We start from the raw sequence: 23,237 nt of genomic DNA, 5'->3' as shown, positions 1-23,237 counted from the left end.
GGTTGTACGTTGCGCCAGCGAGCCCGCCTCCGGCACCAAGGGAACTGCCCGTGAAATCGTGCGGTAGGCAGGAGAAGCCCCGACGGGTAGCGCACCCGATCCGAGGTTGCGTACGTACGGCGGGCCCGCGCTGGGCTGGGCGTCGGTTGACGGCCGGCCGGCCGCAGCCGACGCCGCGGACCCCAGGTGCGGGAACAGTTGCCGCTAGGTGTGCCGGCACGTGGGAGCAGGCGTGCGGCTGACCCTCACCTACGACCGGGGTAGCGGCGGCCCGGTTGACCTCCTGGTGACGGCGGACGCGACGGTCACGGTGGGTCAGCTCGCCCAAGCCCTGGCTGAGCGGAATCCTTCCGGGGGCCGAAAGCTGGCGCTTCCGACGATGGCGCTGAGCGGCGTCCTTCTGCCCGCGGATTTGTCGGTGGCCGACTCGCGGCTGCAGAGCGGTGCCCGCGTGCGTGCCGTCGAAGGGAGGGACTCTAGGTCCGGCGCCCCGGGTGCTGAGGCTAGGGCTCATCTCGTGGTCGTGTCAGGACCGGATGCTGGCGTCAATCCCATTCCCTTGCAGAGTGGCGTCAGCTCGATCGGACGCGATGAGAGTCAAACGGTCCAGCTGCGTGATCCGAAAGTGTCGCGGCGACACGCGCAGCTCGTCGTGGGCGACATGGTCGAGATCATGGATCTCGGTTCAGCCAATGGAGTGCTGCTCGGCGGGCAGCGCGTCGATCGAGCGCTGTTGCGTCCGGATGACCTGGTGGTGCTCGGCGACACGGCCATTCGTGTGGTGCACGGTGGCGCGGCGACCCCGGACCCGGAGGGCAACGGCGAGCTGTTCAACCGCTCGCCCCGACTCGAGGCCCGCTACGAGGGAACGGAGTTCGAGGCGCCCGAGCCACCGGCGCCACCGGCACGCCAGCCCGTGCCGTGGACGCCGTTCCTCGCGCCGCTGCTGCTGGGGCCCGCGCTGTACATCATCACCGGGCGGGCGGTGACGCTCCTTTTCCTGGCGCTGAGCCCGATCCTGATGGCGGGCAGCGTGCTGGAGCGCCGGTGGATGGTGCGCCGCGACCACAAGGAAGCGGTGCACCGCCACCGGGCAGCCGTGGACCGCCTACGCGCCCAGTTGGCCGCTGCCCGTGAGACCGAGGAGGCGGGACGCCGGGCCGAGCATCCGGCGACGGCCGAGCTGACGCGTGCGGCAAGGACGCGCTCCCCGGTGCTGTGGTCCGCGCGGCCGGACCGGCCCGGTTTCCTGGAGCTGAGGTTCGGCCTTGGTAGAGCCGACTCCCGCAGCAGCGTCAAGCTGCCAAGTAGGCGATCCGCCAATGCAGACCTGTGGCAGGAGCTGCTCGAGCTGCAGGACAGCGTGGTAACTGTCGACAGCGTGCCGCTCGTGGCGGAGCTGCCGGTCGTCGGATCGGCTGGGGTGGCGGGAAAGCGGTCGTCGGCGGTCGCGACGATGCGGGCGCTGGTGGCCCAGCTCGCCTGTCGCCACAGCCCGGCCGAGGTCGTGCTGGCAGCCGTTGTGTCGACCGAAACTGTGAGTGACTGGCGGTGGCTGAGGTGGCTGCCACACACCCTCAGCGAGCACAGCCCGCTACCGGTCGATCACCTGGCCGCCGGGGCGCCGCCAGTGGCCCGGCTGGTCGCGGCGCTCGAGGAGCTCGTCCAGTCCCGTCGTGCGGCCAAGGGCAGCGATGTCCTGCCCGCGGTGGTGCTGCTGGTCGAGGACGCGGCTCCAGTGGAGCGAAGCCGCCTGGTGGCTCTAGCCGAGTTCGGGCCTGCCGTCGGAGTTCACCTGCTGTGGCTCGCCTCCTCCGTGGAGCGGCTGCCCGCAGCCTGCCGCTCCTTCGTCGAGATCCAGGGCGAGGGCGAGGCGACCTCGGTCGGCTTCGTCCTCTCCGGTCGGCGCACCGGCGGCGTCCAGCCCGAGCGACTAGCGGCGGATGAGGCGGACACACTCGGCAGGTCGCTGGCGCCGCTGGTCGACGCCGGCGCACGGGTGCAGGACCAGTCAGACCTCCCGTCAGCCGCTGCGCTGCTGCCGCTACTCGGTCCTGAGCTGGCCGACGCTCCCGAGGCGGTGGTGGATCAGTGGCGGATCGGTGGGTCCCTTCCCAGCGGGGACGGATCCGGTCGAGCGCGGCCACGGAGCAGGACCGGTCTGCGCGCGACCGTGGGGGTCGGCGCCGGGCAGCCGTTCGTCCTGGACCTACGAGAGCATGGCCCGCACGCCCTGGTCGGAGGCACCACCGGCGCGGGCAAGAGCGAATTCCTGCAGACCTGGGTCGCGGCGATGGCCGCGGCGCACAGCCCGGCGCGGGTCACCTTCCTGTTCGTGGACTACAAGGGAGAGGCGGCGTTCGGCGAGTGCGTCCGACTGCCCCACTCCGTCGGCCTGGTCAGCGACCTGAATCCGCACCTGGTGCGTCGCGCACTCACCTCGCTGCGCGCCGAGCTCCGATACCGAGAGGAGGTGCTGCGCGAGCACAAGGCCAAGGACCTGCTGGACCTGGAGCGCCGTGGTGTGCCGGGCCGGCCGCCGAGCCTGGTGATCGTCGTGGATGAGTTCGCCGCGCTGGCTAAAGAGGTGCCGGAGTTCATCGACGGGGTCGTAGACGTGGCGCAGCGCGGCCGCTCACTCGGCCTGCACCTGGTGCTCGCCACGCAGCGCCCGGCCGGGGTCATCCGGGAGAGCCTGCGAGCGAACACGAATCTGCGCATTGCACTGCGGCTTGCCGACACCGAAGACAGCAACGACGTACTGGGGATCCCCGACGCAGCCACTTTCGACCCGGCGCTGCCCGGCCGGGCCATGGCCAAGCTCGGGCCCGGCCGAGTCACCGCATTCCAGGCCGCCTACGTCGGCGGCCGGACGCCAGCTACGCCGCCCGCGCCACCGATCACCATCCTGGAGCGGCCGTTCGGCACCGGCGCCGAATGGGAGCCAGCCCCGTCAGCGAGCGAGCAGACCGAGACACCGGACCGCGGCAGCAAGGACGGCGGCGAGGAGGAGACGGACCTCGGCCGGCTCGTCAGCAGCATCAAGCAGGCGCACACGGATGCCGAGATCCCGGATCCTCGCCGTCCCTGGCTGCCCGAGCTCGAGCCGGTGTACAGCCTGGAGGAGCTCTTCAGCGGGGAGAACCCCTACCTGCTGCACGAGCCGCCGCAGCAGCGCTCCGACACTGGACTCGTGTTCGGGGTGCAGGACGATCCGTCCCAGCAGCGGCGGATTCTCGCCTCTTTCCTGCCGGACCGGGACGGCGCGATGGCGGTGTTCGGCACCGGCGGGTCGGGCAAGAGCGCGTTCCTGCGCACCCTCGCGCTCGCGGCCGCCCGCAGCCCCGACGGCGGTCCCTGCCAGGTGTACGGGCTGGATTTCGGCGCCCAGGGCCTGCGGATGCTCGACCCGCACCCGTCCGGACAAACGCCGGAGGAGGGGAACGGCGGCGCCGACTCGTGCCGGTTGCCGCACGTCGGAGCCATCGTTGCCGGTGACGATGACGAGCGGGTCGTGCGGCTCCTGCGCATGCTGCGTGAGCTCGTCGACGAGCGGGCGGTGCGCTACGCCAAGGTGTCGGCGGGCACCCTCGTCGAGTACCGCCAGCTCGCGGGTCACCCGAGTGAGCCTCGGGTGCTGCTGCTCGTCGACGGCCTCGGTGCATTCCGTTCGGCGTATGAGGTCGGACTGCAGGCGCGCTGGTTCGACGTGTTCCAGAGCATCGTCGCCGACGGGCGTGCAGTCGGGGTACACGTCGTCCTGTCCGCCGACCGGTCCACCGCCCTGCCCGCCGGCCTCGCTGCACTGGTGCAGCGTCGGCTCGTGTTGCGCCTCGCCGGTGATGGTAACGAGGCCGTTCTGCTGCGAATCCCGCACGGCGCATTCACTACTGATACTCCTGCCGGGCGAGGGTTCCTGGACGGCGATGAGGTGCAGGTCGCGGTCCTGGGTGGCTCTCAGAGCACCACTCAGCAGGCGAAGGACGTCACGCAGTTGGCCGCCGAACTGGGAGCCGATGCGCCGTGGCGCTCGGCGAAGCCGCCGCCCATAGGACGGCTGCCGGAACGCGTGACCCTAAACCAACTTCCGGTGCAGGTCGCCGGCCTGCCGGCCCTGGGTATCGAGGATCTGTCTCTCGAGGCGGCGGGCTTCACTCCATCGGGGACGCTGCTCGTCACCGGTCCACCGGGAAGCGGGCGCACGTCGCTGCTAGCGACGCTGACGTTGTCCTACCGCCGCGCCCTCGGCCGGGGAAGCTGCGTGTACCTCGGCGTTGGTCCGTCACCGTTACTAGGCCAGCTGTGCTGGGACGAGTTTGCGCACGACGTCGACAAGATTGCAGCCCTCGTCAAGGACATCACCGGCCGGCTCAGCGAGACGTCGGACGCCGCAACCATCGTTGTGGTGGAGAACCTGCCCGAGTTCCTCAACACCCCCGCCGACGCGCCACTCCAGCAACTCATCAAGACCGTCCGAAAAGCAGGGGCGCTCCTCGTCGCCGATGGCGACACCAGTGCAATGACGCCGGGCTTCGGTCTTCTCCAACTCGTCAAGCAAGGACGGCACGGTATCGCCCTGCAGCCCGAGCAGACCGACGGCGACAACATCTTCAAGACCACCTTCCCGCGCGTCAATCGCGCCTCATTTCCGCCAGGCCGTGGGTTCTACATCAGCCGCGGCCATGTCGCGCGCGTCCAGTGCGCCCTACCGGAGGAGGACCTCACCGAGCTTGCAGTGGCCTGAGGTCACCGAAATCGCCTCTCGGCCGTCACCGCTCTGGCTAGCCCAGGAATTACGAGGAAGGACGACAACAATGCCCATCACTGGAATGGACATCGACGGCGTGCGCCAACTGGCAGCGCAGATGGACAACAACGCCGCGCAGATCGAGCAACTGATAGGGACGCTCAACGGCGCCCTCGAGAGCACCGAGTGGATCGGCCCCGACCGGGAGCGTTTCGTGGGCGACTGGCACGGCACGTTCATGCCCCAGCTGACGACCGTCGCCAACAGCCTCCGCGACACGGCCAACGCGGCCCGCAGCAATGCCGATCAGCAAGAGCAGGCCTCCGCGTAGGCCGTCGCAATATGAGGGGCGGGAGTGATGGCCCTCAGCGGGATGGACGTCGAGGCGGTGCGGGCGCTGGCACGTCAGCTGGACGACGCCGCCGGACAACTCGAGACGCTCAGCAGCACCCTGTCCGTCCGCCTCAACTCCGTCGAGTGGGTGGGCTCTGACGCGGACACGGCCCGCGCCGACTGGGAGGGACACCACGGACCTCTGCTCGCCGCCGCCGGCAGCCGGCTGCGCGACGGCGCCCAGGCGCTATTCCGGCAGGCCGACGAGCAAGTCGCGGCCAGCGAGGCGGGAGCCGGCGCTCTAGCGGTGCTGGTTCCCGCCCCGGCGCCGCAACCACCTGAGCCACCACCCGCGCCCGCGCCACCGGGTCCCGAGAAACAGGGCGGCTTTTGGAGCAGCTTTGGGCATACAGCACTCGACGTGGTCGGCCTTGTGCCCGTCGTCGGAGCACCCGCCGACGCCGTGAATGCCGTCTGGTACGTCACCGAGGGGGACAAGGCTAATGCGGCTCTCTCCGCGGCCGGGATGATTCCGGGCTTGGGGGAGGCGGCCACGCTTGGCAAGCTGGGCGCCAAGGGTGTCAGAGCAGCCGATGCTGCCGTCGACGCCGCTAGGACTGTGGATGCGGTGACGGATGGCGCGGTGGCCGTCAAGGGGACTGCTGGGGTGCCAAGCGGCCCTGGCCCTAGTTCGGGTGCCCGCGGTGCTGGAGGACCGCCACAGGAGCCCGTTGGCCCTCTTCCTTCGGGGGGCAGTGATCCGCTTCGGGGCCCGGTGACCTTCCATCCGCCGCCTAATTCTACGGCAGCCGAAGTTGCAGCCACTCGAGAGCATGTCCGTCGCTGCCAGGAGGCGCTGGAGCGGGGCGACTTGAACCCCGGGGGACGCGTGCCCGTGGACAGGCAGTTGAGACAGGCTGCCTCCGCGGCGGCCCGGCGGGAACGTACCCAGGCGGCCAGAGAAGGCAGGCCTTACGCGGACGATGAACACGTTGGTCACGTGCCTGACACGACCTGGACAGGCAAGGCTGAACCGCCGGGCGGTTGGCAGCCGCTTCCCGGTCGAGTCAACTCGAGCATCGGCGGCCAGTCTAATCGGTACCCTCAGGGCTACCGACCCACCGAGTTCCGCATAGGGGAGGAGGGCGGGTGACTTCCGCTACCAACTGGTCCGAGCTCATCGGGTACCTCGTGCTGGTTAAGCAACGCATCAACGAACTCGATCCCGACAACCCCCTGACCTGCCGGCTACCGCGCCCAGGGGCGACCGTCGAGCGGCTCGCACTGGTCGAGAACCATCTTGGGACCGCACTAGACCCCGCCTATCGCGAGTTCCTTCTGCAAGCAGACGGCTGGCCAGAGATCAACCTAGGGTTACATCTTTTGGGGACGGAGGACTTGCTAGGCAGCGATCTTGGGCGAGTGGCTAACGAGTACCTGAGGATTTACTTGAGTGAGCCGCTGGCTGGCTGGACCATCCTCGGGGTGCAGCCGATAGCCGTTGCGGCCGACGATCGCGACCTCGTTGTTGTTCGCCCCCCGGGGGTGCCGGGAGCAGGTGCGGTGGCGTGGCTTGACGGCGGAGTTGTGGAGGACTACCCCGGCTTTGAGGAATGGTTCCGTACCGTCATAGAGCTCCACCGACAGGAGCTCGCCAGGCTCAACGCTGCCGTCGCACCGTGAAGGGTGGCCGTCTGCGTGGTACCCACCTCCGAACGTACCGCGCGGCGCGCCGCTTGTGCTGGAGCTCGCGCCGGTCGGGGGCCACAGGTTTAGGGGGACTGCCACAGGTTTAGGGGGACTGTCATGCGCCGTGTCTGATGGAGGCTCTCAATCGCCGGAAAGATCACAGTTCGGGCGGCCCGCCGACCGCACGAACGAAAACGGTGTCGCGGGACACCAGTGGACGGTGCCCGCGACATCGCAGCGGAGCGGGTGACGGGAATCGAACCCGCACAGTCAGCTTGGAAGGCTTGGGCCTCCAGGCATCATCTTGGCTGGTCAGCGCCAAATCGGGCGCATGCCGTGCCTTCCGCGTGCCTCGGCGCCAGCTGCACTGGTTCGACGGGAGCGAATCATCCTGCGGATCGTCATGAGCTTCGAGCGGGACGGCCTCATCGATGTGGACTCGGTGACCTTGCGCGGTCTCCGCGGCCGGTCTCGAGGGGGCCTCTACGCGGGCTGATCGCCCACCGGTTTCAGGTAGATGACCTCGCCGGGATGAGGCAGCAATGACTCTTCCTCGGCTGCGGCCAGAGCGGTGACGAGTGCGCCGACGAAGCCGCGGTTCTGCGGAAAGGCCTGCATGGTGACCATGACGATTCCGGCATGTGGGCGTCCCTCGGCCAGGGACTGAAGATGCAGTCGTGCGAAGTCGCCGATGTTGCGGGTGACGACGGCGCGACCCTCGTCGCGAGCGAAGCCGAGAACGGCGTCGTCGGGCAGGGCCCGTAGGTCGGTCCGCTCGGCCACGGCGACCACGTCGAGTCCGCGGTTGCGGAGTTCCTGTGCGACGCGGGGACCGATCATCTCGTCCAGAAGCAGTCTCACGGGTGGAGGAGTGACGCAGCCCGGTCGGCTGCGGCCGCACCCTCCGCTTCCGCTCGTTCGGCGTGTGCGATGAGCGCATCTACCTCCTGCGGATAGGCGCCCCAGTACTCAAGCGCGGCGCGCACCATGCGGCGGGGGGCACCGGTGTTGTCGTCGAGCATGGTCAGGAGCTCGTCCTCGGAGAGGTCGGGCTCGGAGGCGCGCGCGGCCTTCAGCGTGCGGACAATCTCCCAGACGTCCGGCCCGCCGACGACGGTCGCGCGCCGGCCGGTCGGCCCGTCACGGAAGAGGATGCCCGGGTGCTCCTCCATGCGAAGTCCTTCATCGACGTAGCGCGCGGCGACCGCAGAGCGGGTCAGGCCGGGGTGGCGGGCGACGTATGACGACAGCCGGTCGATCACCGGCTCGTCGAACCTGATGGATGTCGGACTCGGCATGCACTACAATGTACGCTAGCGTAGTTCGGGCGCAAGCACGCGCTGAAGCATGAAGGCTGGCGGCCTTCGGGCGCCAGCCGGCGCACGTCATCCGGGCCGGTGGTCCAGGCGGCATCGCGCACCGCGTCGAGGACCTGGGCGTCGGTGGCGGTGCGGGCCCGATCGGCCGCGACGGCGACTTCCACTCCCGATAGGTCCGCGCGGCGACCTGGCAGCCCTGCTCACGCAGCACTCGGCAGATCGACTCGACCGCACGGCCCTGAGCCTGCTGATCGGCGATGAACGCCATGATCAGCGGTTGCGGGGGTCGAGTTCCCCGGCGAAGAAAACCGTGGCCGCCTTGAGGATCTCGTTGTCCTCCCGCAGCCGGCGGTTCTCCGCCTTCAGGCGCGTGATCTCTGCCGATTCCTGCGACGTGGTGCCCGGCCGGGCACCGTCGTCGATCTCGGCCTGGGCGACCCAGCGACCCAGCGGCGCACCGACTCCCGGGCCACTCCCAGCTGGCGGGCGACGGCCACCGCCGCGGCCGTGGTCGAGGAGTACTCGTCCCGGTGCTCACGCACCAGCCGCACCGCACGCTCCCTCAGCGCCGGATCGATCTTCTTCGGCATGACGCCATCCTCCGTGACTCACAAGGAGGCGGCACGAAACGTGAGGCGCTCCAGGGCGTCGAGGTTGCGTCGGTATGCAGTCACGGTTTTGGCGGGTGACGCACGCATGAACCGTCCCGGCGGGTCCGAGTCTCCGGATCCGCCGGGACGGTTCGGCCGGTGGATGCCCCACCGGCCGGCTGGTCGCCGAGCCCGCCGACACGAAGCGGAGCGCGCCCGCCGAGCTCGTCGACGGATCCGCCATCTGGCAGCGACGACTGGCCGACGGTCTGTGCCGGATGCACCGACGCGGTGAGCTCGACGCAGAATCGGGCATGCTGGCTTCGGGCCTGCTCGCCGCGTTGCAGCGAGGGCTGTTACTGGCTACTCAGACGACTCAGCCGACGCGCTCGGTCCGCCCCCTCGAAGCGGCACTCGACCGGGCACTCAGCGGCGTGGGCGCGCACCTCACACGGACGGCCGGCTTCCCGCGAGCATGGGCAAGATCTCTGGCCCGAGCGCTCCCGGAGCCAACGCCGCACCGTGAGAAACCCGGTCGACGACTGTCCCACGGGTGGGCTCGCGATGGCGGAGAGACATGGCCGGGCGGCGGCCTCCCGGGCGTACCGGTACATTCCGCCGTGGAGAGCGGGAGCTCGGGCGCACCGGGCTGAGAGGGCAGCAGAAGGCGTTGCCGACCGCATGAACCTGACCGGGTAATGCCGGCGGAGGGACTCGACGTGGTGGGCATCTCCCTGACCGTAATGACCGTGGCTGCCGTGCTCGTGCTGTTCGCGGGGGTCGGCCTCGCCGTCGGCCGCGACCGCAACCTCGAGGAGTTCGCCGTCGCCCGGGGCACGCAGGGCGGCGGAGCGCTGGGCCTGTCGTTCTTCGCGTCGGGCGTCGGCGCGTGGGTGCTGTTCGCGCCCCCGGAGGTGGGCGCCCAGGTCGGCCTGGCGGGGGTGCTCGGCTACGCGGTGGCGATCACCCTGCCGCTGGCCGCACTGGCCCTGGTCGGCCGGCGGCTGCGGGTTCTCGTGCCGGCCGGGCACAACCTCGTCGAATTCGTGCGGCTGCGCTTCGGGCGCGGGATGCATCTGTACGTGCTGGGGATCTCGCTCGTCTACATGCTGGTGGCCCTGGCCGCCGAGCTGACGGCCACCGCCGCGGTCCTGGGCCGACTGAGCGATCTCGATCCGCGGGTCGGCGTCGTCGCCGTCGCCGTGGTCACCACCGTCTACACCGCCTACGGCGGGCTGCGCGCCTCCATCCGCACCGATGGGTGGCAGGGCTGGCTGCTCCTGCTGCTGTTGGCCGTGGTGGGGGTGGTAGTGATCCGGGCACTGCCGGACGCCGGCCCGCAGGACGCCGGTCAGTTGCTGGACATCGACCTGGCCGGCCTGGAGGGCGCCGCGACGCTGGTGGTGGCGGTGCTGGCCACGAGCCTGTTCCACAACGGCTACTGGCAGCGCGTGTGGTCGGCGCGCGACCAGCGGGCCCTGACGCGCGGTGCGGTGATCGGCGCCGTGATGCGGTTCCTGGTGGTGCTACCGGCGGGCCTGGTGGGGCTGCTCGCCGCCGCGTCGGCGGTCGACCTGGGTAGTCCGCCCGCGCCGTTCTTCGCGCTGCTGGCCGGCTCGTCGCAGTGGGTGCTCGTCGTCGTCCTGCTGTTCACTCTCGCCCTCGTCACCTCCACCGTCGACACCCTGCAGAACGGGCTGGCCGCGGCCGTGGTCACCGAGGCTCCGCGGATGGGGCTCCGCGGAGCCCGCGTGCTGGTGGTGCTGCTCACCATGCTGCCGATGTTGGTGGCCTTCCAGGGCTTTTCGGTGCTGCGGCTGTTCCTCATCGCCGACCTGCTGTGCGCGGCGACCATCGCCCCGGCCTTCCTGGGGCTGTGGCGCCGCGCGACCCCCGCCGCCGCGATCTCGGGCGCTGTGGCGGGCCTGGTCGGCGCGCTCGCCTACGGCCTCATCGCCGGTGGGTCGTTGAGCGCCGCCCTGGCGCTGGCCACGTTCGCCGATGGTCTGTCGCTGCCGCCCTTCGCGGCGGCGCTGGCGGCGTCCACCGCGGTGACAGTCCTGGTCTCCCTCCTCGGCCGGGGCAGCGCCGACCTGCGAGACCTGTCGGGCCGGGTGGTGTCGCTGGACGCCGAGGGAGTGCGATGAGCAACTCGGAGCCGGAGCCGCTCGATCTGGACGCTCGGCTGCTGACCTGGATCGAGCAGGCGGTGCAGCGGTGGGACGACGCGGGTCCGGGCGAGGCAGGGGAGGCGGAGTTCGACCGCCTGGCGCTGGACCTGTTCGCCGACCAGTACGAGCGCAACACCCCTTACCGGCGCTTCTGCCGCGCGCGAGGCGCGGAGCCGGGGCGGATCGCGCGGTGGGAGCAGATTCCGCCCGTGCCGCTGAGCGCCTTCAAGGAGCTCACCTTGTCCTGCGACCCACCGGAACGCGCGGCCGCCATCTTCATGACCAGCGGGAGCACGGACCCGAGCCGGCGCGGGCGTAACCACCATCCGCACCTGCGGCTGTACGACGCCTCGCTGCGGGTGAACTTCCGGCACTGGTTCCTGCCCGACCGGGAGCAGATCCGGCTGCTGGTGCTCAACCCGCCGCCCGCGCAGCAGCCGGACTCGTCCCTCGCCTACTTCCTCGGGCGGCTGGTCGACTCCTTCGGCGCGCCGGGCAGCGGCTGCTTCGTCGAGGAGGAAGGCCTGGACGTCGACGGACTCACGGCAGCCCTGGCGGAGGCGGAGCGGGACGGGGTGACGGTCGGGCTGCTCGGCACGTCGTTCGCTTACGTCCACCTGCTCGACGCCCTGGAGGCCACCGACACCTCCTTCGCCCTCCCCGCTGGGAGCCGGCTGCTGGACACCGGTGGGTTCAAGGGCCGTTCCCGGGAGGTCTCCGCCGAGGCCCTGCGTGCTGCATTCCGGAGCCGGCTCGGTATCCCCGAGGCCTGGTGCGTCAATTACTACGGGATGACCGAGATCAGCACCCAGTACTACGACACCAGCCTGCGGCGGGCCTGGCTCGGACAGGACGCCGTCCCCGGGGTCAAGGCGGTGCCACCCTGGGCCCGACTGCGCGTGGTCGACCCCGGCACCGGCGAGCCGGTACCTGCCGGTGAGCGTGGCTTGCTGGTCCACTACGACCTGGCCAACCGTGGCTCCTGCCTCGCCGTGCTGGCCGAGGACGTCGGTTACCTCGCACCTGGCCTCGCCGTCGGCACGCCCAGTAACGAGTTCGTGCTGCTGGGCCGGGCGCAGGGCAGCGAGGCCCGCGGTTGCTCCATCGCCCTGGACGAGATGCTGGTGGCCAACAGGGGGCGCCGGCGGTGACCGGAGCCCCGGCGTCCGACGGAGTGGATGCCTTTTTCCTGCCCCAGCTCGACGCCATGGAGTTGACCGCCCTTGAGTGGACGACGTGGCGCGTGGGCACGGTGCCGCTGCGGTTCCCCGTCGTGACGCCGCGGCTGGTCGAGCAGCTGTGCGATCGCCTCCTGCAGGCCCAGGCGGAGAAGCTCGCCGAGCGCCCCGTGATGGAGGTGCTCGAGGTGGTGGGCAGGGCGGTGGCCCGTTGGTACGACCCCTCCTGCCCGCAGCGGCGCCTGGCCGAGGAGCTGCTGCCGCAGATCACCGGCTACGCCCCCGAGATGGTGCGCCGCGGACTGAAGGAACACCTCAAGACCTTCCGCCGAGACCGGCTGCTGCGGTTCCTCGCCCAGGACTTCGACAACCCGCTAGTGCTCGACGGGTTCCACCCGAACCGGGCCGGCGGACGCTCCCGCGCCTACGGCCCGCGCCTGACGACCCAGTTCTTCGCGGGCAACGTGCCCGGGCTGCCGGCCTGGAACCTCATCTGCGCTCTCCTGGTGAAGTCGGCGACCCTGGGCAAGTCCGCGGGCGCCGAGCCGCTGTTCCCCGTTCTGTTCGCCCGTACGATCGCCGAGGAGGACCCGGGTCTGGCTCGGTGTCTGGCCGTCCTGCACTGGCCCGGCGGGCAGGAGGACGTCGAGCAGACCGCCTTCCTCCGCTCGGACGCGGTGATGGCGACCGCGGGCCTGCACGCAACGGAGAGCCTGGCCCAGCGGGTCCCCGTCGGCATGCCGTTCGTCCCCTACGGCCACAAGGTGAGCTTCGCCGTGGTGGGACACGAGGCGCTGGCGCTGACCCGGTTCGCCGACACCGCTCGCCGGGTGGCGCGGGACGTGTCCCAGTACGACCAGCAGGCCTGCCTGTCCCCGCACGTGGTGTTCGTCGAGCGTGGGGGAGCGGTGGACCCACGGGTTTTCGCAGCCGCCCTGGCCGCGGAGATGGAGCGCTACGAGCGGTCCAAGCCCAGGGCCGGCCTGAGCCTCGAGGAGAGCGCCGTGATCGCCGGTGTGCGCTCGCAGTACGAGTTCCGCTCGTACGACGCGGACCAGGGGGTCCAGGTTCTCGCCGACCCGCACGGGACCGCCTGGACCGTGCTGTTCGAGGAGCGGCCCGAGCGGTTCGAGCCCTCGGTCCTCAACCGGGTGGTGCGGGTGCACCCGGTCGACGGGGTGGAGGACGTCGTGCCGTACCTCCTGCCCCTGCGTCGCTACCTGCAGACCGCCGGGGTCGCCTGCGCTCCCGAACGCCTGGACGCCTGGGCCTCGCTGCTCGGCCGCTGCGGCGCGGACCGCATCTGCGCGGTGGGGCAGATGCCGCAGCCTGCGGCGGGGTGGCACCACGACGGCCTGGGCAGCCTGGCCTCCCTCGTGCGGTGGACGGACATCGAGGGTGCGGCGGAGGCGGACGTGGAACGGTACGACCCCGAGTGGACCCGGCCCTCGGACTGGTCGCACGGGAGGCCGCGGTGAGCGCCGTCCCGGCACCCGGCGCGCACGCGGGCGGCCTGGGACGCAGCGACCTGCTCCACGGGCGCGTGGCGCTGGTCACCGGGGCCAGCCGCGGCATCGGCGCCGCCGTCGCCCGGGCGCTGGGGGCGCACGGCGCTGCCGTGGCCGTGAACTACCTGCGCGATGCGGCGTCCGCCGAGCGCGTCGTCGCCGGCATCGAGAGCTCCGGAGGGCGGGCCCGGGCCTTTCGCGCCGACGTCACCGACCCCGCCGCCGTCCAGCGGATGGCCGCCGAGGTCGACGACCGCTTCGGACCCGCGAACGTCGTGGTCAACAACGCGTTACGTAGCTACGCCTTCGACCCGCTGGCCCGCCGGACGGCGTGGGAGACCACCTGGTCGGACTACCGGGACCAGCTGGAGGGGAGCCTGGGAGGCGCGGTGAACGTCTGCCGAACGATGCTCCCCGGCATGCAGGCCCGCGGCGATGGCCGGATCGTCAACGTGGTCACCGACCTAGTTGAGCGGCCCAGCGTGCCGTACCACGACTACACGACGGCCAAGGCAGCCCTGCTCGGCTTCTCCCGAAACCTGGCCGCCGAGCTCGGTCCCTTCGGGATCACGGTCAATTGCGTCGCGCCGGGCCTGGTGCATCCCACGGACTCGAGCAGGACCGCGACGGACGAACAGCGGGACGCCCTGGAGGAGGCAACGCCGCTGAGGCGTCTGGCCACCCCCGACGACGTCGCCGGGGCGGTGCTCTTCTTCGCCAGCGAATGGGCCGCCTTCGTCACAGGCGCCTGCCTCTTCGTCGACGGCGGTCTGGTCATGCACTAGGCCGGTGGACTCCTGTGGCGTCCGTCCGTTCCGGATACGCGGACGGATGGTGCCCCGAACGGGGAATCGGGGCGCTGACGTGCGATAGGCAGTTGGGCCCCGAAGAGCGTCGTCGTTGGTGGAGATCCGATAGAATGCGCCATCAGGGACGGGACCCCCGAACCCACCAGTTGGGCTGATGCCGCATGGCTTCCGGCTGCGTCGGGCGATAGGGAGACAGCTTCCGGCGTCCGACGCCGGCCGGCGAGGCGGGGCCGGGCCCCGGCGCCCGCCCCATCCCGCGTGGACACTCGTGGCCGGTGCACTGACCGTCGGAGGCGCGGCCGCCGTTGTCCAAGGCCGACGCCGCTGCGGAAAGAACCCACGGGACCAGTCGCCAGCGTCTCAGCGGGGCTCGAAGGGTGTTCACAGGCTTCCCCATCGCGTGCATCTGCGCCGGCCTGCAGCCCGATCTGCTCAGCGACGCCGCCTGGTGGCGGACCCCGCTGTGGCAGTACGCCGTCTTCGCCGTCGTCATTTACAGCAGGGCGGCGGCCGAGCGACTGACGGTGCCGGTGGAGGAGACCGCCCGGCGGATCGCCGCTCGGCACGGCCTCGAGCTCACCGCGTGACCTGTCTCGCGCCGGTTTTGATGGAGGCCGTCATTCGCCGGAAGGGCAAGAGTCAGCGCGGCAGCTCGAACGACGAGAACCGGTGTCGCGGGAGACCTGTGAACGGTGCCCGGCGACACCGGGGTCGAGCGGGTGACGGGAATCGAACCCGCACAGTCAGCTTGGAAGGGTGTGGCTCCGTAAGCCCATACTGGCTGGTGAGGTGAATGCGCGAGAGGTGCCGTGCCTTCCGCGTGCCTCAGCTTCCGAATGCCGTCCCGAGGCGGTCGCGGAACCGTGCCGAACCTGCGCGGACGCGATCAGGACGGCCCTGGCGGTCGGGGGTGACCTCGCGCCGGTTCAGCGCCGCGAGCGCGGCCTCGATCCGCAGCCGGGTGTCGTCGGACGCCCAGCCGGCGAGGACGGCCGCGTCGCCGCCGGCAGTCGCCTCGATCGCCTCGAGCGCGGGGCGGTGGAGTTGGATCTTGGCCAGCCGGTAGGACTCGGGCGACCGGGCGGCGAGCTCACCCGCCAGCGCGACCGCCCGCGGCAGCAGCTCACCGGGCTCGGCAAGCTCGTCGACCATTCCCAGGGCCAGCGCCCGCTCGCGGTCGTGGAGGTGCGCGCCGAGCAGCACCTGGCCGGTACGAGAGCCGAGCGCGTACCGGACGATCTCCATGGCTGTGGTCGGGAAAGGGACGCCGACCACCAACTCGGTCAACCCGATCCGCCCGCCGGACATCAGCCGCAGGTCGCAGGCGAGAGCCAGGACGCAGCCGCCGGCGATCGCGTGCCCGTTGACCGCCGCGACCGTCGGCCGCGGATGGTCGAACACGGCGCGGAACGTCCGGGAGAGCGCCCCCAGGAGCTGCTCGGTGTACGGCCGGCCGCCGTGCAGGATCCGGTGCAGGTCCACTCCGGCGGAGAAGGACGAGCCGCTGCCGGTGATGACGACCGCCCGGTCGGTTGTGGTCACGGCCTCGGTGAGTGCGTCCAGCAGCTCCACGTCGAGGGCGCCGACCCGGCCCTGCTCGATGTGAAGGACGGCGACATCATCCCGATCTTCGGTGACCAGCATCGAGCCATCATCCACGCTGCGACTGGTGATGCACAGCGCGCGCAGACGGACGACGGGGCAGTGCGGACGCCAGGAGAGCCCGGCCCGTCGGTCGGGCACGCCGCGCCGTCGTGCGGAGAGGGGTGCGAAGGTGACGTCGTGCAGGTCCGGCCACGCGTACTCGTCCTGCTCGTTGCGCTCGCCTCCGCCGTGGCCCAGTCGTTCGGTCGCTTCTCGTACGCGCTGCTGCTGCCGGCGATCAACCGAGACCTGCTCGGTTCGTACGCGGTGGCGGGGCTGGTCGCCACGGCGAATGTCACCGCCTACCTAATGGGGACGGCGGCCGTCAGCGCGCTGTCCCGCCGCGCCCGGCCGGCCGCGCTGATCCAGGCCGGCCTGTTCTTCAGCGTGCTGGGCCTGGGGCTGCTCGCCCGTGCCGGCAGTGCGGTGGAGTTGTCCGTCGGACTCGTCCTCACCGGCGTCGGCGGGGCCTTCATCTGGGTGCCGGCTCCCGGGCTGGCGGGCTCGGTCGTCCGCCCGTCACGCCGAGGCGCTGCGATCGGCGTCGCGGGGTCGGGCATCGGCGGAGGCATCGTGTTCGCGAGTGCGCTGACCTGGGCGCTGCAGTCCCGGGGCGGCGATGCCTCCTGGCGCACGGTCTACCTGGTGGAGGCGGCGATCGCGGTGGTGGTGCTGGTCCTGTGCCTGCTCCTGCTCCGGCCGGCGCCGCACCGCGACGACGACGCCCCCGTGCGCGCCGGAGCCCTGCGACAGGTTCCCGGATGGATCGGCCTGACCGGCGGCTATGCCGCCTACGGCCTGGCCTACTCCGTCTACTCCAGCTATCTGGTGACCGCGCTGGAGGACGACGCCGGGTTCTCGGCTGGCCACGCCTCGGCGGTCTACACGCTGGTCGGCGGCGCGCTGGTCGCCGGCGGAGTCGTGCTGGGGCCGCTGTCCGACCGGTGGGGTCGCGGTGCCACGCTGATCGGCGGCTTCCTGGTGATGGCAGGGGCCATCCTGCTCGTGCCGCTGGGCCGGGAACCCCTGGCGTCGGTGTCGGCCTTGCTGTTCGGCTTGATGATGTCCGGGCTGCCGGCGGTCATCGCTGCCCACCTGTCGGACTTCCTGACCCCGCGGGAGTTCGCCGGGGCCTTCGGTCGCTGCACCTTGGCCTTCGGCCTGGCTCAGCTGTGTGGTCCTCCGCTCGGTGGCCTCCTGGCGGAGACGACCGGCGGGTTCCTGATCCCCTTTCTCCTCGCCGCTGCCGTGGCGGCGGTGGGCGCCGCACTCAGCCTGGACGTCCTTCGCGCCACCACCACGCGCCGCGAGGCTGAAGGCGTCACCTCTTGATCCGCGCAGCCCGGCGGCAGGTCCACCGGTTCCCACGAGCCGTCGGGGCACGCTGACACCGTCCAGTGACCGGCTGCTGGTCGGGACCCACCAGCGCCCGCCACCGGCTCGACCTGGGCTGTGCGGCCGGCGAGCCGCCGGAAGTACGGGTGCTGGCCAAACATTGCCAGCCGGACATGACAGCCCGCGGCCGGTCGGAGCACCGCGGCAATCCGTACGTTTACGCCGCCGCCGAGTCCCTCATCGGCCCCTACAAGACCGAGCTCATCCGCCGCCGCTGCCCGTGGAAGGGCCTCGACGACGTCGACCTGGCCACGCTGGAGTACGTCGACTGGTTCAACCACCGCCGCCTCCATGGCGCCTGCGGCGACATCCCACTGTTCCGCGCGGAGCCTGATGGACGCTCTCATCCGCCGGGAGGATGAGAGTCAAGGCGGCACGACGAAGCGCCAGGTGTAAACGATGTCGCGGGAGACCTGTGACGGTGTCCCGCGACATCGAAGTGGAGCGGGTGACGGGAATCGAACCCGCACAGTCAGCTTGGAAGGCTTGGGACCCTAGGCGCCATCCTGGCTGGTCAGGGGCGAGTCAGACGCATGCCGTGCCTTCCTCGTGCCTCAGCGCCAAGTGACCGGCCGGAGGAGCGGCTCCTCACTGACGCGCGGTCGGCGGTCAGTCGAGTGCTGCGTTAGCGGCGCCCCGCCTAAGAAGGGGTGGACTGGCCGGGGTGGCGGGCCGGCTTTTCCCTCGGGGTCTTCGCCACACGATCCCCGACTTCTTCCCGACGGACGACATCTCTGGCGAACGCTGGCACTCGCGGTTGGAGGTCTGGTTTGCACGGGGTTGCTCGCCTGCCTGGCCATCTGGCGCGCCTCCAAGTAGTGCACAACCGCGCCTCGTTGCTCGTTTGGTCACGGGCAGGTAACGGGCCGTACCGTCCGCCTTGTGGACATCTGGGCGCTGGTGATCACCACCCTCATCGGCGGTGTCGCTGGCTGGTTCGGCAACGTCGTGAGGTACGCAGGCGAGCGCAAGCAGAAGCGTGAGGAGCTGGACCAGAAGGACGCCGAGCTGGCCCAGACGAAGCAGCGTGACGCTGACGACCGGGTCAAGGCCCGCGAGGAGCGGGAGCTGGAGCTGATCGACAAGGCCCGTGAGCTGCTGAAGAGCGACGACGAGGACGACAAGATCGCCGGTCGGTACTACCTGATGGGCCTGATCCGGGTCCAAGAGGACCGCAGCCAGCTGGTCGACGAGATCCTCAACCAGTTCTCTCAGAAAGAGTTCGGCGCCCCCGTGGCCCAGATCAGGGCCGCAGACACCCGCCACGAGGACTACGTCGTGGTCGTGGGCGACACCGTAGCCATCAGGGATGAGGTTGTTGCCGAGACTGCGATGTTGGACGATGGTGGTACGGAGGGCACCGACGACCTCGATGACGATGACGATGACGCTGGTGAGGGGAGGGATGATGACGAAGGGCCGCAGGCTGAAGGTCATCCAGGTGACCCCGAGCCAGGTCAAGGCCGCGCAGGATCAGCTCGAGCGTGACCGCCTCATGAACCGAGAGAGCGACGCCGCCGTCGTCCAGATCGCCCGAGCCGTGCGCAACGCCGTCGTCCACGGCTCCATGGCCCCCTTGACAGTGTCTGGCACGTACGGGGACAAAAAGTTCTCTCGGTCGACGAAGGAGACCTCCCAGCGCAGTGACACGGGCATCAAAGCTACGGGGCTGTAGCTCCCGGTCCCTGAGCTAGTGCCGGGTCAGGCAACCTTCGCCCTCTTGATGGTCTCAGCTCGGCGGAAGACCTTGCGGAGCTTGGGGTCGGTGACGTGCCGGTTCCGCCAGGGGATGTAGCCTGCCGTGGTCGCTGTGAAAGATCGCCCCGGCCAGGCTGCCGCGTTCGGCTGCCGCGGCGGCGAGGGCGTCGGTGACCAGCTCGGTGCGCATGTGGTCAGCGATCGACCAGCCCACCAGCCGGCGGGAGAAGCAGTCGATCACCGTCGCCAGGTACAAGTTCCGTCCCTGACCGCAGGGCAGGTAGGTGATGTCCCCGACGTAGACGCTGTTCGGCTCGTCGGCGGGTGAAGTCTCGTTCCAGCAGGTCAGGCACGAGCTGGCCAGCCGGGTCGCCGATCGTGGTACGCACCCGGCGCCGCAGCCGGATCCCGGCGATGTCGTGGACGGCCATGACTCGGGCGACCCGCTTGTGGTTCACCCGCTCCGCAGGCGGGACGCCGTCGTTGAGCTCGGCGGTCACCCGTGGCGCCCCGTAGGCCCGGTTGACGGCGTGCACCGCACGGATCCGCCCAGCCAGCTCGGCATCGGCCTGGGCGCGGGCGGCCCGGGTCTCGGCAGCTTCGGCCCAGGCGGAGAACGACGACCGAGACACCCCGATGATCTTGCACAGCCGCTGCACTTCAAAGGCGTTCCGGTGGTCGGCGACGAACTGGAAGCGGGTCACCAGCGCGTCTCCCCGGCGAAATACTTGGCCGCCGCCCGGAGGATGTCCCGCTCGCTGTTCAGCTTCCGCGCGTCAGCCTCCAGCTCACTGACTCGAGCGCGGAGGCGAGCGACCTCCTGCTCGGGCCCCTCGCCATCCGGTGGTGCGCCGGACCGGCCCCCAGGACGGGAGTGCAGCTGGACCCCAGCGGTCCTCAGCCACGCCGACAACGTCGAGTCCATGATCCCCAGGTCGCCGGCGATGCCCACCACCGTCGCCCCCGGAGTCGACCGGTACAGCTCCACCGCGTCTCGGCGGAACTCCTCGGAGTACGTCTTCCTCGCCACCGTCTGATCTTCTCGCTTCCTCCAGGCCAGGCCTGGATTCAGCGTGTCCACGATCAGGGGTCAAGTCCCGCCTTCGGCCTAAACCGGTCCGAGCTGCACACCAGGCTGGGTCTGGCCGGTCCGGATGTCACGTTTCCGCGCGTGCTGGGGATCGAGGCCAGCGGCGTCGTCGAGGCGGCGCCGGGGACGACCCTCCGGCCGGGGCAGAAGGCCGTGGCGTTGATGGGTGGCATGGGCCGCAGCTTCGACGGTGGCTACGCTGAGTACACGCTCGTCCCCGCCGGACAGGTGATCCCGGTGGACACCGACCTGGACTGGGCCGGCCTGGGCGCACTCCCCGAGGCGTTGCAGACCGCCTACGGCTCGTTGACCACCGGCGTCGGGGCGCGGGATGCGGACGCCGTCCTTATCCGCGGCGGAACCTCGGCCGTCGGCATCCTGACCGTCCTTCTCGCCAAACGCCGGGGCATGACCGTGCTGTCCACCACGCGCCGCGAGCAACGACGCAATGAGCTGCTCTCCTTGGGCGTCGACCATGCCCTGATCGATCACGGCCGGATCGCCGAGGAGGTCCGTGACCTGGTTCCCGGCGGTGTCGACGGCGCTGTGGAACTGGTGGGAGCCCCCACCTTGCGGGACACCTTGCGCGCCACCCGCGCCGGGGGAACCGTCTGCTTCACCGGCATGCTGTCGAACGAGTGGATCATCCGGGACTTCTATCCCATCGAGTTCATCCCCAAGGGCGTGCGCTTGACCGCCTACAGCGGAGAAGCCGCCGACCTGCCCGCCGAGGTCTTGAGCGAGGTCGCCAACGCGCTGCGCCGCGGTGAGGCGCATCTCCCCGTGACGGTGCGCGGGATGGATGAGATCGTCGCCGCGCACGACGACATGGAGCACAACCGGGTTCTCGGCAAGCAGGTCGTGGTGACCCGGGGCTGATCCCGGCGCCCCATGGGCGATGGACAACGCCCCCCCCAGGACGGCCGCACAACCTTCTGTGCCATGCCCATCCGTGCCGGAGGGGACGGCGCCGTCGCGGCGCCGCCCCCTCCGCTGGCTTCCGTGCTACCCCAGCTCGACGAGGGCGTCGGTCACGGTCGGGCCGGCCGCCCCCTCGACGAAGCTCGCGAACAGCACGATGGACGCGCCGACCAGCGCAAAGTCCTTCATGAACTGCGCCTGCTCGGACGCCTGCGGGTCGCTCTCCTTCCAGAACGGGTGGAAAGACGAACGCCGCGACAACAAGGAAGGCGGCGAGTGCGAGCGAGCCGAGGTCGCCCCAGATGCCGAACGCGACGGACAGCTCGCGTCAACGCCCTCGACTCCTCGGGCGTAGTGGCCATAAACTTCACCCTGGTGACGGACGTTCCGTGGGCTGCGTGGCTGCCCCAGCAGCGCTCTGTGACCGGCTGGCCGCTATGCCCTGGCGTGGGGGCCGAGGACACGGTCGAAGATCGCGCCGGTGGCGGCAATGACCACGACCTTGTCCAGGACGTCGATGGTCCACTCCTTGCGCGACCACGTCCACGGCTTGCCCAGCCCGAGGGCTGGGATCATCACCAGGTCCTGGGTGTAGATGGCGCCGAACGTCGCCGCCGCGCCCCGCGCGCCGCGCAGGCCCAGGTGGGCGGCTACCCCGTAGGCGCCACCCCACATCGCGCCCAGTGCGGTGTGCGCGGCGTAGTTCAGCCGTTTCCTCCCCGCATCGCTGCTGGGCTTCACCGGCAGCAGCTTCTCGGCAAGCTCCGCCGGGCCGTAGCTGTCCTCACGTTCGGAGAGGGGCATCTCGACCAGCTTCTGCCACGCGGTCATCACGACGCTGCCGGCCACTCCGGCCAGCGCGCCGCGACCGACGTTCGCCGCCAGAGACGGACGCTTCGTTGAACGGTTGATGTTGGACATGGCGACCGCCTACCCCGCCGGAGTTGCCTCAACCGCGCTCGACGTCCTCCACCTCGACGTCCACTCGCTCGCCGGGGAAGCACAGCATCCCCCGGACGGCCTCGGCGTCGTGGAAGGGCTCGGGATAGGTCCACACCAGGTCCTTCTCGTACCGTTCATCAACGCGGAGCGACCAGTAGTGCGCGATCCCCTTGTACGGGCAGCGCGTGGTCGTGTAGCTGGGCTCGAGCAGGTCCGTCCGCACGTCCTCGCGCGGCAGGTACCACCGCACGGGCAGGCCGCTCTCGAGGAGCATCCGCGGCCGTGAGGAGTCGGCCACGACCTGCTCACCCACGCGCACCCGCACCCGACGGGAGCTGCGCAGGACGTCGATGCGGGTGTAGGGGTCTCGGGGGTGGACGAAGACCTCCTCGTCCTCCTCGAACACCCCGTCCATCGAGTCCCAGTCGAAGGCGATCTGGCCGGTGATCCCCGCAGCCGCGGAGGGTGGCTGCTCCCAGGAATAGGCCGCGTCCACCGCCCGCCGCTCGCCCACCTGCACCGTCCAGTACGTGCCCTCTCCCATCCCAGGGTCGGACCGCCGCCGATCGCTGGGCTCGAACAGGTCCGTGCGCACGTGCTCGCGCGGGAAGAGGTAGGTCGGCGTCCGGCCCGGCGGATGCAGGAGGCGGACGTCAGTGCTGTCGGCGACCGCCGTCCCGCCCAGGACGATCCGGACCCGCCGCGGCGAACTCTCCAGGTACAGCACCTGCTCGGGGGCGTGCGGATCGAAGTTGAATCTTCCTGCCGGATGCTCTCCGAACGGCCCGCTGCCCTTGGTCAAACCCATACGCCGCGACTACCCGGCCACCGGCGCCGACACGCCTCCGACCTGGCCAGCACAGCCCAGGCAACTGCCACGACCTTGCGGCAGCAGCAAAACGCCGGTGCAGCAGGGGGGCCCGGTTGGCTGTGCGCCGAGCCGGCGAGCGACCTACGGCCCCCGAGCTGTCTCTTCAGCCGCAGGACCTCACTGGCATCGCCGTTGCCGAGGCGCGACACCGCCTCTTCCGGCGAGGTCGGTGCCGGTGGTCCTGTAGCCGGTCGGGCCACGGGATCGATGATCCGGCGTGGTGCTGCGAGATCCCCGATCGCCGGTAGCGTTCGTCGGACCCCGAAAGGACCGTGATCAGGGAACCGCGACCGGCGGCGCGGGCATGAGGGCCGTGGAAGGGATGCTGAGGC

At 70.5% G+C, this 23,237-nt stretch carries 17 protein-coding genes and 2 pseudogenes; 12 read left to right on the top strand and 7 right to left on the bottom strand.

What is annotated here, in order from left to right; translation table 11 throughout:
• The first annotated feature begins 232 nt into the window (after positions 1-232).
• From IN07_RS17830 to IN07_RS17815, 3 genes are all read left to right on the top strand, one after another.
• The gene (locus tag IN07_RS17830; RefSeq protein ID WP_036338170.1) at positions 233-4,744 is read left to right on the top strand and encodes an FtsK/SpoIIIE domain-containing protein; all 4,512 of its coding nucleotides are present in this window, start codon (positions 233-235) and stop codon (positions 4,742-4,744) included.
• A 70-nt stretch (positions 4,745-4,814) separates the two neighbouring features.
• Positions 4,815-5,078 carry a WXG100 family type VII secretion target gene (locus IN07_RS17825; RefSeq protein WP_036338168.1) on the top strand — a complete coding sequence of 88 codons (264 nt, stop codon included), beginning with the start codon at positions 4,815-4,817 and terminating at the stop codon, positions 5,076-5,078.
• Positions 5,079-6,229: 1,151 nt separating this feature from the next.
• Positions 6,230-6,763 (top strand): SMI1/KNR4 family protein, encoded by a 534-nt coding sequence (locus IN07_RS17815; RefSeq protein ID WP_036338166.1) that lies wholly within the window; start codon positions 6,230-6,232, stop codon positions 6,761-6,763.
• Positions 6,764-7,252: 489 nt separating this feature from the next.
• On the opposite strand, the gene IN07_RS24160 is transcribed toward IN07_RS17815, so the two are convergent.
• The 3 genes and pseudogenes from IN07_RS24160 to IN07_RS26500 all read right to left on the bottom strand — a co-directional run.
• Positions 7,253-7,630 (bottom strand): DUF5615 family PIN-like protein, encoded by a 378-nt coding sequence (locus tag IN07_RS24160; RefSeq protein ID WP_052091446.1) that lies wholly within the window; start codon positions 7,628-7,630, stop codon positions 7,253-7,255.
• Positions 7,627-8,031, bottom strand: coding sequence for a hypothetical protein (locus tag IN07_RS17805; RefSeq protein ID WP_231558450.1), 405 nt, complete (start codon positions 8,029-8,031; stop codon positions 7,627-7,629). The genes IN07_RS24160 and IN07_RS17805 overlap by 4 nt, the downstream gene beginning before the upstream one ends.
• 98 nt (positions 8,032-8,129) lie before the next feature.
• Positions 8,130-8,678, bottom strand: a pseudogene (locus tag IN07_RS26500) (IS3-like element ISPfr13 family transposase); the annotation flags it as partial.
• A gap of 749 nt (positions 8,679-9,427) precedes the next feature.
• Between IN07_RS26500 and IN07_RS17800 the strand changes: the two are divergent.
• The 5 genes from IN07_RS17800 (at position 9,428) to IN07_RS17780 (ending at position 14,931) form a co-directional block, all read left to right on the top strand.
• Positions 9,428-10,825, top strand: a complete 1,398-nt coding sequence (locus IN07_RS17800; protein ID WP_197058538.1) for a sodium:solute symporter family transporter — start codon at positions 9,428-9,430, stop codon at positions 10,823-10,825.
• The gene (locus tag IN07_RS17795; RefSeq protein ID WP_036338163.1) at positions 10,822-12,000 is read left to right on the top strand and encodes a LuxE/PaaK family acyltransferase; all 1,179 of its coding nucleotides are present in this window, start codon (positions 10,822-10,824) and stop codon (positions 11,998-12,000) included. Before IN07_RS17800 ends, IN07_RS17795 begins: the two co-directional genes overlap by 4 nt.
• Before the next feature lie 56 nt (positions 12,001-12,056).
• A complete protein-coding gene (locus IN07_RS17790; protein WP_064972447.1) occupies positions 12,057-13,505 on the top strand; it encodes an acyl-CoA reductase in 1,449 nt (482 codons plus the stop codon).
• The gene (locus IN07_RS17785; protein ID WP_197058537.1) at positions 13,502-14,320 is read left to right on the top strand and encodes an SDR family oxidoreductase; all 819 of its coding nucleotides are present in this window, start codon (positions 13,502-13,504) and stop codon (positions 14,318-14,320) included. The genes IN07_RS17790 and IN07_RS17785 overlap by 4 nt, the downstream gene beginning before the upstream one ends.
• Before the next feature lie 401 nt (positions 14,321-14,721).
• Positions 14,722-14,931: a hypothetical protein gene (locus IN07_RS17780; protein ID WP_052091444.1), complete on the top strand. Its 210-nt coding sequence runs from the start codon at positions 14,722-14,724 to the stop codon at positions 14,929-14,931.
• Between the two features lie 238 nt (positions 14,932-15,169).
• On the opposite strand, the gene IN07_RS17775 is transcribed toward IN07_RS17780, so the two are convergent.
• Positions 15,170-15,988 carry an enoyl-CoA hydratase/isomerase family protein gene (locus IN07_RS17775; RefSeq protein WP_081975521.1) on the bottom strand — a complete coding sequence of 273 codons (819 nt, stop codon included), beginning with the start codon at positions 15,986-15,988 and terminating at the stop codon, positions 15,170-15,172.
• Between the two features lie 138 nt (positions 15,989-16,126).
• Between IN07_RS17775 and IN07_RS17770 the strand changes: the two genes are divergently transcribed.
• The 3 genes from IN07_RS17770 (at position 16,127) to IN07_RS17760 (ending at position 18,871) form a co-directional block, all read left to right on the top strand.
• Positions 16,127-17,320 carry an MFS transporter gene (locus tag IN07_RS17770; RefSeq protein WP_036338161.1) on the top strand — a complete coding sequence of 398 codons (1,194 nt, stop codon included), beginning with the start codon at positions 16,127-16,129 and terminating at the stop codon, positions 17,318-17,320.
• Between the two features lie 65 nt (positions 17,321-17,385).
• Positions 17,386-17,745 carry an integrase core domain-containing protein gene (locus tag IN07_RS26990; protein WP_036338158.1) on the top strand — a complete coding sequence of 120 codons (360 nt, stop codon included), beginning with the start codon at positions 17,386-17,388 and terminating at the stop codon, positions 17,743-17,745.
• A gap of 520 nt (positions 17,746-18,265) precedes the next feature.
• A complete protein-coding gene (locus IN07_RS17760; protein ID WP_036338155.1) occupies positions 18,266-18,871 on the top strand; it encodes a hypothetical protein in 606 nt (201 codons plus the stop codon).
• 301 nt (positions 18,872-19,172) lie between these two features.
• Here the strand turns inward: IN07_RS17760 and IN07_RS26490 are convergent.
• A pseudogene (locus IN07_RS26490) lies at positions 19,173-20,111 on the bottom strand (IS3 family transposase); the annotation flags it as partial.
• Positions 20,112-20,114: 3 nt separating this feature from the next.
• Here IN07_RS26490 and IN07_RS17740 point away from each other — a divergent pair.
• Positions 20,115-21,050 (top strand): zinc-binding dehydrogenase, encoded by a 936-nt coding sequence (locus IN07_RS17740; RefSeq protein ID WP_081975520.1) that lies wholly within the window; start codon positions 20,115-20,117, stop codon positions 21,048-21,050.
• Between the two features lie 477 nt (positions 21,051-21,527).
• On the opposite strand, the gene IN07_RS17730 is transcribed toward IN07_RS17740, so the two are convergent.
• Both IN07_RS17730 and IN07_RS17725 read right to left on the bottom strand, forming a co-directional pair.
• The gene (locus tag IN07_RS17730) at positions 21,528-22,013 is read right to left on the bottom strand and encodes a hypothetical protein (protein WP_036338149.1); all 486 of its coding nucleotides are present in this window, start codon (positions 22,011-22,013) and stop codon (positions 21,528-21,530) included.
• Positions 22,014-22,041: 28 nt separating this feature from the next.
• Entirely contained in the window at positions 22,042-22,842 is an 801-nt protein-coding gene (locus IN07_RS17725) for a DUF427 domain-containing protein (RefSeq protein ID WP_052091442.1), read from the bottom strand.
• Positions 22,843-23,237: the final 395 nt, after the last annotated feature.

Origin of the sequence: Modestobacter caceresii, from assembly GCF_000761485.1 — a bacterium.
GTDB classification, from domain to species: domain Bacteria; phylum Actinomycetota; class Actinomycetes; order Mycobacteriales; family Geodermatophilaceae; genus Modestobacter; species Modestobacter caceresii.
The sequence above is the reverse complement of the archived record's forward strand: the minus strand, read 5'-3'. Positions and strand labels throughout refer to the sequence as shown.

Bases quoted from the DNA above. Each gene is read 5' to 3' on its own strand.
- IN07_RS17825 (WP_036338168.1), top strand. From the start codon at position 4,815: ATGCCCATCACTGGAATGGACATCGACGGCGTGCGCCAACTGGCAGCG.
- IN07_RS17795 (WP_036338163.1), top strand. From the start codon at position 10,822: ATGAGCAACTCGGAGCCGGAGCCGCTCGATCTGGACGCTCGGCTGCTG.
- IN07_RS17790 (WP_064972447.1), top strand. From the start codon at position 12,057: ATGGAGTTGACCGCCCTTGAGTGGACGACGTGGCGCGTGGGCACGGTG.
- IN07_RS17775 (WP_081975521.1), bottom strand. From the start codon at position 15,988: ATGCTGGTCACCGAAGATCGGGATGATGTCGCCGTCCTTCACATCGAG.
- IN07_RS17730 (WP_036338149.1), bottom strand. From the start codon at position 22,013: ATGTCCAACATCAACCGTTCAACGAAGCGTCCGTCTCTGGCGGCGAAC.
- IN07_RS17725 (WP_052091442.1), bottom strand. From the start codon at position 22,842: ATGGGTTTGACCAAGGGCAGCGGGCCGTTCGGAGAGCATCCGGCAGGA.